12 protein-coding genes are annotated in these 13,144 nt (G+C 71.3%); 8 read left to right on the top strand and 4 right to left on the bottom strand.

Going from position 1 to position 13,144, the window contains the following annotated elements:
• Positions 1–284: 284 nt before the first annotated feature.
• The 4 genes from AB0C12_RS01105 to yjfF all read left to right on the top strand — a co-directional run bounded on the left by AB0C12_RS01105 (position 285) and on the right by yjfF (position 4,938).
• On the top strand, positions 285–1,292 hold the full coding sequence (locus tag AB0C12_RS01105; RefSeq protein WP_360542794.1) for an ABC transporter substrate-binding protein: 1,008 nt from the start codon (positions 285–287) through the stop codon (positions 1,290–1,292).
• A gap of 84 nt (positions 1,293–1,376) precedes the next feature.
• Positions 1,377–2,900 (top strand): sugar ABC transporter ATP-binding protein, encoded by a 1,524-nt coding sequence (locus tag AB0C12_RS01100; RefSeq protein ID WP_360542792.1) that lies wholly within the window; start codon positions 1,377–1,379, stop codon positions 2,898–2,900.
• Positions 2,897–3,928 (top strand): ABC transporter permease, encoded by a 1,032-nt coding sequence (locus AB0C12_RS01095; protein ID WP_360542790.1) that lies wholly within the window; start codon positions 2,897–2,899, stop codon positions 3,926–3,928. The genes AB0C12_RS01100 and AB0C12_RS01095 overlap by 4 nt, the downstream gene beginning before the upstream one ends.
• Entirely contained in the window at positions 3,925–4,938 is a 1,014-nt protein-coding gene (gene yjfF, locus AB0C12_RS01090) for a galactofuranose ABC transporter, permease protein YjfF (RefSeq protein ID WP_360542788.1), read from the top strand. Before AB0C12_RS01095 ends, yjfF begins: the two co-directional genes overlap by 4 nt.
• Positions 4,939–4,994: 56 nt before the next feature.
• Here the strand turns inward: yjfF and AB0C12_RS01085 are convergent, their stop codons facing one another.
• Positions 4,995–5,576, bottom strand: coding sequence for a GNAT family N-acetyltransferase (locus tag AB0C12_RS01085; protein ID WP_360544895.1), 582 nt, complete (start codon positions 5,574–5,576; stop codon positions 4,995–4,997).
• A gap of 113 nt (positions 5,577–5,689) precedes the next feature.
• On the opposite strand from AB0C12_RS01085, the gene AB0C12_RS01080 reads away from it, so the two are divergent.
• Positions 5,690–6,262: a hypothetical protein gene (locus AB0C12_RS01080; protein ID WP_360542786.1), complete on the top strand. Its 573-nt coding sequence runs from the start codon at positions 5,690–5,692 to the stop codon at positions 6,260–6,262.
• Here AB0C12_RS01080 and AB0C12_RS01075 read toward each other — a convergent pair.
• On the bottom strand, positions 6,249–6,743 hold the full coding sequence (locus AB0C12_RS01075; protein ID WP_360542784.1) for a pyridoxamine 5'-phosphate oxidase family protein: 495 nt from the start codon (positions 6,741–6,743) through the stop codon (positions 6,249–6,251). The two genes, AB0C12_RS01080 and AB0C12_RS01075, sit on opposite strands and share 14 nt — an antisense overlap.
• A gap of 135 nt (positions 6,744–6,878) precedes the next feature.
• On the opposite strand from AB0C12_RS01075, the gene AB0C12_RS01070 reads away from it, so the two are divergent.
• On the top strand, positions 6,879–11,084 hold the full coding sequence (locus AB0C12_RS01070) for an NB-ARC domain-containing protein (protein ID WP_360542782.1): 4,206 nt from the start codon (positions 6,879–6,881) through the stop codon (positions 11,082–11,084).
• Positions 11,085–11,330: 246 nt separating this feature from the next.
• Positions 11,331–11,504 carry a hypothetical protein gene (locus AB0C12_RS01065; protein ID WP_360542780.1) on the top strand — a complete coding sequence of 58 codons (174 nt, stop codon included), beginning with the start codon at positions 11,331–11,333 and terminating at the stop codon, positions 11,502–11,504.
• A 121-nt stretch (positions 11,505–11,625) separates the two neighbouring features.
• Here AB0C12_RS01065 and AB0C12_RS01060 read toward each other — a convergent pair whose 3' ends face one another.
• A complete protein-coding gene (locus AB0C12_RS01060) occupies positions 11,626–12,153 on the bottom strand; it encodes a SigE family RNA polymerase sigma factor (protein WP_360542778.1) in 528 nt (175 codons plus the stop codon).
• A gap of 101 nt (positions 12,154–12,254) precedes the next feature.
• On the opposite strand from AB0C12_RS01060, the gene AB0C12_RS01055 reads away from it, so the two are divergent.
• Positions 12,255–12,821, top strand: coding sequence for a hypothetical protein (locus AB0C12_RS01055; RefSeq protein WP_360542776.1), 567 nt, complete (start codon positions 12,255–12,257; stop codon positions 12,819–12,821).
• Here the strand turns inward: AB0C12_RS01055 and AB0C12_RS01050 are convergent.
• The gene (locus AB0C12_RS01050) at positions 12,781–13,140 is read right to left on the bottom strand and encodes a MerR family transcriptional regulator (protein WP_360542774.1); all 360 of its coding nucleotides are present in this window, start codon (positions 13,138–13,140) and stop codon (positions 12,781–12,783) included. The genes AB0C12_RS01055 and AB0C12_RS01050 overlap by 41 nt on opposite strands.
• Positions 13,141–13,144 lie beyond the last annotated feature (4 nt).

The following is a 13,144-nucleotide window of genomic DNA, read 5'->3' as shown; positions in this document are numbered from 1 at the left end:
GGCCACAGTGTAGTTCTTTCAAGTTTCCGAACAGTGCCCTTGACCTCGGTGTCGGCGCTCTGTCGGCGCTTGCTAGGTCACGATACGGAACGATCTCTTGACGCCGGGATTGGGAACGGTAACACTCCTGAAACGCACCGTGTGACGGGAGCCACTGCATCGAGCGGCTTGGCTGTCGTCTGGCTGCTCCGCGCGTTCCCACCCCCGGACGCCGCGGGACTGCCGCTCTCCTTCCTGTCAATTGAACACCGGCTTCGCGAAGTTCAGATTGTGAACGCTAACAAATGAGATACCTGGAGGACGTTGTGCTCAAGAAATGGTCCGCTGCGGTCCTGGCCGGCGCGCTGGCGGTCGGCGCCCTCGCGGGATGTGGTGGTGACGACGCCGGCAGCGGCGACGGTGGTGGCGGCGGTGGCAAGATCACCATGGGCTTCTCCCAGGTCGGCGCCGAGAGCGGCTGGCGTACGGCGAACACCAAGTCGATCCAGGAATCGGCCGCCACGGCCGGCATCGACCTGAAGTTCTCCGACGCCCAGGGCAAGCAGGAGAACCAGATCAAGGCGATCCGGTCCTTCATCGCCCAGCGCGTCGACGTGATCGCCTTCTCGCCGGTCGTGGAGTCCGGCTGGGACACGGTGCTCAAGGAGGCCAAGGACGCGAACATCCCGGTGATCCTCACCGACCGTTCGGTGGACTCCCAGGACAAGTCGCTGTACAAGACCTTCATCGGCTCCGACTTCGTGCTCGAGGGCAAGAAGGCCGGCGAGTGGCTGGTCAAGGAGTACGAGGGCAAGACCGGCGACGTCAACATCGTCGAGCTGCAGGGCTCGCCCGGCGCGGCCCCGGCCAACGACCGCAAGGCCGGCTTCGCCGAGGTCATCAAGGCCGACCCCAAGTTCAAGGTCATCGCCTCGCAGACCGGTCAGTTCACCCGGACCGACGGCAAGGAGGTCATGGAGGCCTTCCTCAAGGCCCACCCGAAGATCGACGTGCTGTACGCGCACAACGACGACATGGGCCTGGGCGCGATCGAGGCGATCGAGGCGGCCGGCAAGAAGCCCGGCACCGACATCAAGATCATCACGGTCGACGCGGTCAAGGACGGCATGACGGCGCTCGCCGCCGGCAAGATCAACTACATCGTGGAGTGCAGCCCGCTGCTCGGCCCACAGCTGATGGACCTGGCCAAGAAGGTCAAGGCCGGCGACACGGTGGAGCAGCGCGTGCTCACCGAGGAGACCACCTTCACCCAGGAGCAGGCCAAGGCCGCTCTGCCGGACCGCAAGTACTGAGCGGGCCGTAGGTACCAGTCACGCACGAGCGGCACCGCCCCGGCCGGCAAGCCGGGGCGGTCCGCCGTCGACAAGGAGCAGACAATGGGTGACCCGCCGATCCTGCAGATGACCGGCATCCGCAAGACCTTCCCGGGCGTGGTCGCGCTCGACGGCGTCGACTTCGCGCTGCGGCCGGGCGAGGTCCACGCCCTGATGGGCGAGAACGGTGCCGGCAAGTCGACCCTGATCAAGGTCCTGACCGGGGTGTACGGCATCGACGCCGGCGACATCCGGCTCAACGGCACCCCGGTGCGCTTCGGCGGGCCGCTGCAGGCCCAGCAGGCCGGCATCAGCACGGTCTACCAGGAGGTCAACCTCTGCGCGAACCTCTCCGTGGCCGAGAACATCTTCATCGGCCGTGAGCCCCGGCGCTTCGGCAAGATCCGCTGGTCGGAGATGCGCCGCCGCTCGGCCGCCCTGCTCGCCGGGCTGGACCTGCACCTGGACGTGGCCGCGCCGCTGAGCACGTACTCGCTGGCCATCCAGCAGATGGTCGCGATCGCCCGGGCGATCGACATCTCGGCCAAGGTGCTGATCCTGGACGAGCCGACCTCCAGCCTCGACGCCTCCGAGGTGGAGCGCCTGTTCGAGGTCATGCGCCGGCTCAAGCGCGACGGCGTGGCCATCCTGTTCATCTCGCACTTCCTGGACCAGGTCTACGCCGTGGCGGACCGGATGACCGTGCTGCGCAACGGCACCCTCATCGGCGAGTACGCCACCGCCGAGCTGACCCAGATGCAGCTGGTCACCAAGATGATCGGCAAGGAACTGACGGTGCTGGAACGCCTCGAGGAGGAGCCCCGCACGGTCACCGCCGACGCGCCGCGGGAGCCCATCATCGAGACCCACGAGCTGGGCCGCACGGGCGCCATCGCCCCGTTCGACCTGACCATCCGCGGTGGGGAGATCGTCGGACTGGCCGGGCTGCTCGGCTCGGGCCGGACCGAGTTGGCCCGGCTGCTGTTCGGCGCGGACCGCCCGGACGAGGGCACCATCAAGATCGACGGCAATCCGGTCGCCCTGCGGACCCCGCGGGTGGCGATGAACCACGGCATCGCGTTCTCCTCGGAGAACCGCCGTACCGAGGGCGTCGTCGGCGAGCTCAGTGTCCGGGAGAACATCGTGCTCGCGTTGCAGGCTTCCCGCGGCTGGTCCCGGCCGATCCCGCGACGCAAGCAGGACGAGCTGGTCGAGCGCTACATCAAGACCCTGGGCATCCGCCCGGCCGACCCGGACGTGGCCGTGCGCAACCTCAGCGGCGGCAACCAGCAGAAGGTGCTGCTGGCCCGCTGGCTCATCACCGAGCCCCGGCTGCTCATCGTGGACGAGCCGACCCGCGGCATCGACGTCGGCGCCAAGGCCGAGATCCAGCGGCTGCTGGTCGAGCTGGCCGACGGCGGGATGGCCGTGCTCTTCGTCAGCGCCGAGCTCGAGGAAGTGCTCCGGCTCAGCCACAAGATCGAGGTGCTGCGCGAGCGGCACCTGGTCGAGGAACTCGACAACACCGGCGGCGGCGTCGACGCCGACCGCGTCATGCAGGCCATCGCGAGTGGAGCTACCCCGTGACCGCCATCGTCAAGCACCGGCTCTTCTGGCCCGCCGTCGTGCTCGTCCTGCTGCTGGTCAGCAACGTCTTCTTCGCCCCGCGCTTCTTCACGATCACCCTGCAGGACGGCCACCTGTACGGCTCGCTGATCGACGTGCTGCGCTCGGCCACCCCGCTGGCCCTGGTCGCCCTGGGCATGACGATGGTCATCGCCACCGGCGGCATCGACCTGTCGGTCGGCTCGGTGATGGCGATCTCCGGCGCCGTGGCGTGTCTGTTCATCGGTGACCTGAGCGACCAGGGCAGCGTCGGCGGCGTGCTGCTGGCGGTCGGCCTGGCCCTGGTCCTGTCGCTGGTGGCGGGCATCTGGAACGGCGTCCTGGTGTCGGTGATCGGCATCCAGCCCATCATCGCCACGCTGATCCTGATGGTGGCCGGGCGGGGCATCGCCCAGCTGCTCACCGGCGGCCAGATCATCAACGTGTCGTCACCGCCGTTCCGGGTGATCGGCGCGGGCTACGCGCTGGCCATCCCGGTCTCGGTGATCATCGTCGCGGTCGTGGTGGCCGCGGCCGTGCTGCTCATCCGCCGCTCGGCGCTGGGTGTGCTGGTCGAGGCCGTGGGCGCCAGCCCGACCGCGAGCCGGCTGGCCGGCATCCGGTCCCGCGGGCTGACCATCATGGCGTACATGTTCGCCGCCGTCTGTGCCGGCATCGCGGGCCTGATCTTCAGCTCCAACGTGGCCAGCGCCGACAGCAACGCGGCCGGCAACCTCATCGAGCTGGACGCCATCCTCGCGGTGGTGATCGGCGGTACGGCGCTGACCGGCGGCCGCTTCTCGATCGCGGGCAGCGTGCTCGGTGCGGTGCTGATCTCGGCGCTGGACATTACGACGTACACGATCGGCGTGCCGGCCGAGACGACCCTGTTGTTCAAAGCGGTCGTGGTCGTCATTCTGTGTCTGAGCCAGTCCGCCGCCTTCCGCGCCGCGGTGTTCCGCCGCCGCCGTACCCCCGCCGTCACTCCCGCAGCCGAGGTGCCCGCATGACCGACGTGAAGGCTCCGCCCCAGCCGGCGGTCACCGTGGCCGCGCCGCACAAGCGGCGCCGGCTCGACCGGCGGCACATCCCGGTGCTGGCCACCCTGGCCCTGCTCGCCCTGATGTACGGCCTGGGCGTCGCCAACTACGACAACTTCTCCGACACCCAGGTCCTGCTCAACGTCTTCGTCGACAACGCCTTCCTGCTCGTCGTCGCGGCCGGGATGACCTTCGTGATCCTCACCGGCGGCATCGACCTGTCGGTGGGGGCCGTGGTCGCCCTGACCACCGTGGTCGCCGCGACGCTGCTCAACGACGGCTGGCCGGCGGCGCTGGTGCTGCCGCTGGTGCTGCTGATCGGCACGACGCTGGGCCTCGGCATGGGCCTGGTCATCCACTACTTCAAGGTGGAGCCGTTCATCGCCACGCTGGCCGGCATGTTCCTGGCCCGCGGCCTGTCGCTGCTGATCAACCGCAACTCCATCCCGATCACCGACCCGTTCTGGACCGCGATGGCCCAGGAGCGGATCCGGTTCGGGCCGGGCATCTTCATCTCCACCAGCGTGGTCATCGCCCTGGTGGTGGTGCTGGCCGGGGCGTTCGTGCTGGCGTACACCCGGTTCGGCCGTACGGTCTACGCGATCGGCGGCAACGCGGACTCGGCCCTGCTGATGGGTCTGCCGGTGGGCCGGACCCGGATCGCGGTCTACACGATCAGCGGGTTCCTGTCGGCGCTCGGCGGCGTGCTGCTCAGCTTCTACATGCTGTCCGGCTACAGCCTGCACGCGCAGGGCATGGAGCTCGACGCGATCGCCGCGGTGGTGATCGGCGGCGTGATCCTGACCGGCGGCTCCGGCTACCTGTTCGGCACCGTGCTGGGCGTGCTGGTGCTGGGCCTGATCCAGACGATCCTCACCTTCCAGGGCACGCTCAGCTCCTGGTGGACCCGGATCGTGGTGGGCATCCTGCTGTTCGCGTTCATCGTGCTGCAGCGCCTGGTCACCAGACGGGCCCGTTAGCGGCACCACGTGAACTGCCCGGCGGACCGCCATCCGCCGGGCAGTTCTCGTTTCCGTCAGTCGCCGCGCACCCGGGCGTGCAGGTGCATGTCGTGCCGGCCGTCGGCATGCACGGCGGCGCTGCGCCTGGTGCCCTCCAGCCGGAAGCCGGAGGCGGTGGCGACCCGGCAGGACGCCTGGTTACCGGTCGAATGATCCAGCTCCAGGCGGTGAAACCCGGCCTGACCGAGAGCCCAGTCGCTCACGGCGGTGAGCGCCCGCGAGGCCACTCCCGCACCCCGGGCGGCCGGAAGCACCCAGTACGCGCACACAGCCACGCCGTCGCTGAGGTCGAAGCCGCGCAGGGCGATGCGTCCCAGCACGGCACCACCGGCCCGGGTCACCGCCCAGTGCCCGCCCCGCTCCTGCGCCCAGTCCCGCCGGTACTGCTCGAACCACTCGTCGACCTGCTCGGCCGAGGAGGGGCGGCGGGTGTGCCAGCGCCGGATCTCCGGGTCGCTGTAGGCGTCCAGGAAGACCCCGGCGTCAGCCGCCTCCCACGGCCGCAGCAGCAGGTCACCGGGGGCGGACAGCACGGGTTGGGGGCCGGCGGCGAGGGTGCCGGCGACGATGGTGGGCGGCGTCGAGAAGGCGGTCACGTCAGCCAGCTTCGCAGCCCGGCCGCCCGGGATGGCACACAGGTCATCTTCCCGGGTGCCGTCCGGCGGGGGAGAATCGATCGAGGTCACGCTGCTCGCACCCGGAGGCGGACATGAACGAAGCGGTCACCCGCCGACGTCAGCGGGGTGTGCTGGCCCGGCTCGGCTCCGCGATCGAGGCGCTGTCCTCCCGGTCACCCGCGGCGCCCACCGCACCACCGCATCCGGCCCCCGGCAGCCACCGCCACCAGGACGCCCTGGCCGTGCTGACGGCCGCCCGGGCCGTGGTCGCGCGCGGCTGGACGCAGCAGACCTGGTACGTCATGGAGACACCGGCCGGCCGCCGCCGCACCATGTCGTCGATCTTCCCCAGCCGCCTGGACCGCACCAGGGTCGTCGAGGCCTGCCTGGTCGGCGCCGTGATGCACGCGGCCTGGCAGCAGAGTCCCCGCCCGGAGCACGCCTACCCCGCGGTGGACGCGCTCTGGTGCACCCTGCTCGGCGGCGGCACCCCGGTCACCGACCCGGTCGGACCGCTCTCCGCGCCGCCGGTGCGCGTCGCCCGCGTCCGCGACCTGACCACCTGGAACGACCGGCCGTACCGGACCCGGGCCGAAGTGCTCGACCTGCTGGACCGCACCACGGCCCGGATCGCCGACGCGGACCGGCGGCTCACCCCCCGATGACCCGGGCCCGGTGGTCCTGGGCGAGGCCGTGCCGCGGGCAGGCCTCCCGCGGCTCCCGGGGGCACAGCACCCACATGTCCGACACCGTCAGCCGGTAGAGGCGGTACGAGGAAGACCCGGTCACGTCCTCCCTGGTCACCGGTGCGGCCCCGCCTCCGTCGGCCCGGGGATAGCTGCGCAACGCGTGCTCGAGGTCCGCACCGGCCACCTCCCGCGCCTCCCCGACCGCGTAGACGGCCCGGCCGTGATACGGCGCCACGGTGGAATCGAAGACGACCATGCTCACCCGCGGATGCGCGGCGAGGTGACCGGAGTGGACAGCGTCCTGTTCGGACACCCAGTAGTGGTGCCGGTCGCCGGACGGGGCGAAGTAGACCGGGGCGGTCCACGGATGCCCGTCCGGCCCGGTGGTGCCGAGCACGAGGTAGTGGTTGCTCGCGATGATGCCCCGCGCGTGGGCCAGGAGACCGTCGTCCGTCATGCGAGCACTCTGCCTCAGGGGGCGCGGGCGCGAAGGCCCGACCGGCGGTTCACCCGGAAGGAGGATGCGGTCGTCGCGGTTTGGTCGTCCGCGAGGCTCCGCGGTTCAATGAGCCGTCTCGGACGGGGAGGACTCGTGGCGCGGTTTGCCGGCGTGGCCGGCGCGACGATCGCCGGCGCCGTCATCACGGTGATCGTGGGCATCGCCGTCAACGTCGCGACGGGAAGCCCGGCGCCCTGGTTCCCCACCATGGACCGGCATCCCATCGCCTGGCTGGTCGGCGCCACCTTGGCCGGCGTCGCGACCACACTGCTGGCCATCAGAGTCCAGCGCCGGTATGACCAGGGACTGGCTGATCTGGTGCCCGCGCCTCAGCGGTCCGAGTCCTGGGTGGTCGACCGGCCCGCCGAGCTCGCCGGCGTCACTCGGGCACTGGGCGGCCGAAACGCGACGACCGTCGGTATCACCACCGCCGTGCACGGAGCCGGCGGGTTCGGCAAGACGACGGTGGCCCGGTTGGTGTGCTCGGACCGGCACGTATGGAACAGGTTCGGCGGCCGGATCTACTGGGTGACGCTCGGCCGCGACGTCCAGGGCGGCAAACTCGTGGAACGGGTCAACGACCTGCTCCGGCGCATCGATCCGGTGCGGGCGCAGCCGTTCACCGACGTACGTCAGGCCGCCGAACACCTCGCCACCGTGCTGGCGGCCGGCCCGCGCCGGCTGATCGTGGTGGACGACGTGTGGTTCGAGAGTCAGGCGGACGCGTTCCCGGTGGCCGGTCGCAGTGCGCGGCTGATCACCACCCGCGTTGCCTCGCTGATCCCCGACGGGGCCGTGTCGGTCCGGGTCGACGGGATGAGCGACGAACAGGCTCGCCGGGTGCTCTGTGCCGACCTGCTGCAGCCACCCGGCCCGCAACTGGTCGACGAACTCCTCGCGGCGGCCGGTAACTGGCCGCTGCTGTTGCGCCTGCTCAACAAGATCCTGGCCGACCAGAGCCGGTTCGGCGCGGAGCCGGAGTGCGCAGCCCGCGAGATCCTCCACCAGGTCCGCCGCGGTGGCCTGGCCCGGATCGACGAGATCGCCGGGACCGGACTCGACCTGGATGACCCGGACCGGCGCGACGGCGCCGTGGCCGCCACCATCGAGGCCAGCACCGGCCTGTTGAGCGCCGCGGACCACGAGCGGTTCGCCGAACTGGCGATCTTCGTGGAGGATGAGGTGATCCCGATCTCGCTGGTGGCCTCGCTGTGGCAGGTCACCGGCGGCCTCAGCGAGGTCGACACCCGCGCACTTTGTTCCCGCCTGACGGATCTCGCGCTGCTGAGCCGGGCGACCGGGGACGGCACCGGCGTCGCCGTGCACGACGTCATCCGCGACCATCTGCACCGGCGTCTGGAACCCGGAAGGGTGGTGCAGCTTCACGGGGTGCTGCTGGACGCGGTCGCACCGGCCTCATCGTCCTGGTGGCTGCTTCCGGAGAAGGACCGCTATCTGCGCGATCACCTGGTCGAGCACCTGCTCGCCGCCGGTCGCCACACCGAGGCCGAGGCGGTCGCCACCGACCTGTGCTGGGTTCTGGCCCGGCTCACCGCGTCCGGCCCTCTCGCGCCGCTGACCGACCTGCTGCTGGCCGCAACACCGGAGGCGGACCGGCTCAGTCGCCTGCTGGCCCAGATCGCGCATCTCCTGACCCCGACGCAGCCTGCGCACTCGGTGGCCGACATCCTGCTCTCCCGCGTGGCGCACGACCCGTCGTGGGGTCAGCGGGCACGCGCCGTCGAGCGGTCACTGCCCGCACTCGCCGCCACGTGGGCACTGCCGGACCTGCCGTCGCCCGGCCACCGGATGACCCTCAAGCACGGACCGGGACAGGTCGCGTTCCTGGCCGCGCCTCGGGACGGCTCATGGTTGGTCACGGCCGGTACGGACGGGCCGATCCGGATCTGGGACCTGGCCACCGGCCGGCCTCGCACCACGCTGGCGGCGCATGCCGGCCCGCTCCGTGCCCTCGGCGTCACGGCCGACGGTACACGGATCATCACGGTCGGCGGCCGCCGTGGCATCTGGCAGGTCTGGGATGCCGTCACCGGAGAACTGTGCGAAGAACGCGCCGCTGCCGTGGGACGGAACCACAAGATCCTCATCGCTCCGGATACCGGATGGCTGGTATCCCTGAGTCGACGGAACAACCTGGAGGTGCGCAACGTCGCCGGCGGCCGTTCATGGGCCCCGCGCGAACTCGGCAAGGTCATCGACGTGGCGATGCCTCACGACGCTGAGTGGCTGGCCGTCGCTGATCGGGACGGGAGGGTCGGAATCTGGGACACGGCCACCGGCCGCCTCCGCTACGAAGTGGCGGGCGCCGGGTTCGCACCGACCGACATGGTGTCCTCTCCGGACGGTGACTGGCTGGCTGTCATCGGAGCGGACGGGAGTGTCCGCATCTGGGATGTCGCCGAACGGCACCAGCGACACGAGTGGTCCATCCGGCCGTCCGTCGCTGAGAGAACGGTCGCGCTGGACGACGGCCGCCTGGTTCACCTGGACAGTCGCGGCGGACTGAACTTCTGGGACGTATCGACCGGTCTCTGGTCCGGTGAACTGGCCGCCTATCACCACGCCGTCACCCACGTGACGGTCAGCGAGCGAGAGGCCTGGATGGCCAGCGCTGCTCGGGACGGCACGGTTCGGATCTGGGACCGTGCCGCCGGCACCGCTTGCCAGAGCGAAGTAGGGCCGACGCCCGTCACCAGCCTGGAGGTGAGCAAGGACGGAAGACGCCTGGTAGTCGGCAAGGGCCAGCGGTTCGTCCATCGGGACGCCGACACGGGTGTCCGCCTGCCGCATCCACCGGCGAACGGGGTCCGGCTCCGGCACCCAGCCGCATACCGGTCGAGCAAACCGGCGCTGACCTGCGATCCGCAGATTCAGGAGCTGGTCGCCGAATGGTGCCATGACACCTGGCCGGACGCGCTCGCGATCGCGCCGGACCGCAGCTGGATCGCCATGGCACGGGATCCCGTCAACATCGAGATCTGGGACCTCGTCACCCGGCGGATGCAAGACATCCGGGCGGTCAGGGGCGATCCCAAACAGGTGAACAGTGGGAACTGTGCCGAGCGGCGCACCAACGCCCTGGCAGTGGCACCGGACGGCACGTGGCTGGCGAGTGTCGGCAACGACGGTGCGGTGCGCCTGTGGAAGGTTCCGGGGCTGACCCGCCGAGCGAGACTGCCCGGCCGCACCCCGCTGCACACGGTCGCGATCGCTCCCGACGGGAACTGGCTGGTCGCCGCCGGGCCGGCCGGTCCGCTGCGCCGGTGGGACGTGGCCACCGGCGGCGTGCGCGTCATCCACCCGGGCGGCCACACCGCCCTCGCCGTCGCACCGGACGGGGAATTTGCTGGCCGGCGTCGGAGTGGACGACGCGGTCCGGGTCTGGCGTCCGGACGGCGAGCCGGTCGCGATGACCCGGCTCGACGCGCCCGGGACCTGCTGCGCCTGGGCCCCGGACGGCCGTGTCCTCTTCGTCGGAGGAGTTCGCGACGTCTACCGCTTCGCATTGAACGGTCTGTAGTCACGGTCCGCGCCTTCGGGGCCGCAGCAGCGCACTACCTTCACCGGCAGCGCCACACCACGGCCTGGATCGTGCCGGATGCGTCGTCCGACTGGCCGCCGATGGTGCGTCCGTCGTCGCTCAGGGTGGTGGCGATGGTGGCCAGGCCACCGGGCTCGTGCGTGGCCAGGTCCGGCAGCACGACCGTCCTGCCGTCGGCCACCAGCACCGCGCGTCCCTGCTTGTCCGGGCCGACCTGCCAGCCGTGGGCGTTCGCCGTGTTCGCGCCGATCCCCATGCCGTCGATCAGCCGGACCTCGCCGGTGCGGACGTTCCAGCGGACGGCCGTCACGCGGGCCGGTGCCTTCTTGTCGCCTTCCTTGGCCCCGGGGGAGGGGTTGCCGCCGTCGCGGCCGGTGCCGTCGGTGGCCACCCCGGTCGCCCAGCCGTTGCGGATGCTGAAAGCCCGGGCGGTGGCGGCCGGCTTGCCGCCGACGACCGGCATCGGCAGCTCGCGGTGGGTGCCGTCCGGGAACCAGACGTACGGCCGTTCGTCGTCGAGGGTGCCGACCGCGGTGCCGTCCTCGTCGATGTCTGTCGCCTGGGCCCGGGACGTGCCGGCGGGCACCGGCAGCCGGATCGGTTCCGCGGTCGCCGAGCGCCACAGCAGCGCGGCGTTGCCGGTGTCGTTGTCGCCGACGATCGCGCCGGCCTCGTTGATCGCCAGCGCCGAGCCGCGCCGTACGCCCGGCAGTTTCGCCACCTTGCCGTCGCGGTAGACGTACGGCACCGGGCCGCTGCCGGCGTAGCTCCAGCCCACCGCGGTGCCGGCCGAGTTGACGTCGCGCAGGGACTCCTCCTGGTCGCCGGGGAGCAGCACCTTGCGGGCCTCGCCGTCGTGCCAGATGACTGCCTGGTAGCCGCCGGCCTTCGGGTACGAGCGGCCGACGATGTACCGGCCGCCGGGGTCGGCTCCAGAGACCAGCGCCATCGGTGCGTTGTCGGGCGCGGGTAGCTGGTGCAGCGTGCAGCTGCTGGGCGGGGTGGCGGCCGGCGCGGTCCACCCCGGGGTGCCGGGGACCGTGGCGGGGGAGGACCTGACCGGTGCGGCGATCTTCGGTTGCGGCTCGGCGACCGGCCCGGTCGCGACCGACGCCCCGGCGACGGCGAGCGCGGTCACCGCCGCCGCGCCGGTGTAACCCGCCGCACGGCGGGTGCGGTGCCGGCGGCGCCCGTCGGCGATCGCGCGGCCGATGTCCACGGTGGACGGCGTGCGCGGCTGGTCGTCGAGAGACCGCAGCAGGTCGACATCGGACGGCATCATCGGCTCCTCATTTCCTGGGTGGAAAAGCCCGTCAGTTCCCGCTCGCCCAGCAGGCGTCGCAGGGTGGTCAGACCGCGGGAGGTGTGGCTCTTGACCGTGCCGGCCGAGCAGCCGAGGATCGCGGCCACCTCGTCGACCGGCAGGTCGTAGAAGAAGCGCAGCACCAGCACGGCCTGCTGCCGGCGCGGCAGCCGGGCCAGCGCGACCCGGACGATCTGGCGGTCCTCGATGCCACTGCCATCGGCCGGCGGCAGCGGCTCCGGTGTCTCGCGCAGCAGCCGGACCCGGGCCCAGGCCAGCCGCCGCTCGTCCACGAACGTGCGGACCAGCATGGTGCGCACGTACCCGTCGAGATGCGTGACCGCGGCCGCCCGCTGCCATTTCACGTACAGCGTGGTGATGGTCTGTTGCACCAGGTCGTCGGCGCGGTGCTCGTCGCCCGCCAGCAGGAACGCCAGCCGCCGCAGCGCGGGTATCCGCGCCGTGACGTAGTCGACGTACTCCGCTTGAGAAGCGTCCCGCATCCTGCCGCCCTCCGTCGGGTCATCACTTCTCAGACGGGTGCGGAGGACCACCCGGTTGTCCGGTCGCCGGGCCCGATCGTGACACGGGCACAATCGCTGGCGTGGATGTGCCCGGACTCCTGCGCCAGGCGGCGGGCGAGCTGCCCGCCCGGCTGCCCCGGGCCGACCTCGACGAGTACCTGGACCGGCACGAGTGGGAGCTCGCGCTGGACGTGCTGCTCGACCGGGGCGACGACCATCCGGTCACCACGTCGTACTTCCAGATCCTCGAGGAAGCCGCGTACCGGATGGGCCTGGAACGCAGCGCCGCGTGGTGCGCGTGGCGCCGCCGCGAGGTGCTGCACGGCGTCATCCGCGCCGAGCTGCGGCTGATCCCCGGCACGCGCACGGCGGCGATCCCCGGCGCCGGGACGGTACGCCCGCTGTGGGACACCGGCCTGCTTACCCCGGCCGGCGCGCCGGACCTGGCGGTCGCGCTGATCTGGGTCGAGTTCGCCCAGGAGCTGCCACCGGGCGGTGCCGGTCCGGTCCGGCTGGCCCCGCTCACCGCTGTCCGCTGGCATCATCTCGAGCCCGGTGACCGGATCACCATGCACGAGGGGGGCGTGACCACCGGCACGGCGACGATCACCGAGGTGGTGTTCCCGGGACCGCCAGATCGCCGATGACGGCGTCGAGGGCGGCGACGGTCCCGGTCAGCTCGGCGATCTCGGCGACGATGCGTTCCCGCTCGGCCCGCAGCCGGTCGGTGAGCCACGGGGTCCGGATCGCCGGGTCGCTCAGGCAGGGCAGCAGGTCGGACATCGTCCGGCTGCTGATGCCCGCGTCGAAGAGCCGCCGGATCAGCAGCACCCGCTCGACCGCCGCCTCCGGGTACGTGCGCTGACCGCTGCCCGAGCGCACCGACGTCAGCAGCCCCTGCTCCTCGTAGTAGCGGATCGACCGCGTGCTCGCGCCGGTCCGGGCGGACAGCTCACCGATCCGCATCACA

Origin of the sequence: Actinoplanes sp. NPDC048967 (genome assembly GCF_040649415.1) — a bacterium.
Lineage (GTDB): Bacteria > Actinomycetota > Actinomycetes > Mycobacteriales > Micromonosporaceae > Actinoplanes.
The sequence above is the reverse complement of the archived record's forward strand: the minus strand, read 5'-3'. Positions and strand labels throughout refer to the sequence as shown.

Bases quoted from the DNA above. Each gene is read 5' to 3' on its own strand.
- AB0C12_RS01105 (WP_360542794.1), top strand. From the start codon at position 285: ATGAGATACCTGGAGGACGTTGTGCTCAAGAAATGGTCCGCTGCGGTC.
- AB0C12_RS01100 (WP_360542792.1), top strand. From the start codon at position 1,377: ATGGGTGACCCGCCGATCCTGCAGATGACCGGCATCCGCAAGACCTTC.
- yjfF (WP_360542788.1), top strand. From the start codon at position 3,925: ATGACCGACGTGAAGGCTCCGCCCCAGCCGGCGGTCACCGTGGCCGCG.
- AB0C12_RS01080 (WP_360542786.1), top strand. From the start codon at position 5,690: ATGAACGAAGCGGTCACCCGCCGACGTCAGCGGGGTGTGCTGGCCCGG.
- AB0C12_RS01075 (WP_360542784.1), bottom strand. From the start codon at position 6,743: ATGACGGACGACGGTCTCCTGGCCCACGCGCGGGGCATCATCGCGAGC.
- AB0C12_RS01060 (WP_360542778.1), bottom strand. From the start codon at position 12,153: ATGCGGGACGCTTCTCAAGCGGAGTACGTCGACTACGTCACGGCGCGG.
- AB0C12_RS01050 (WP_360542774.1), bottom strand. From the start codon at position 13,140: ATGCGGATCGGTGAGCTGTCCGCCCGGACCGGCGCGAGCACGCGGTCG.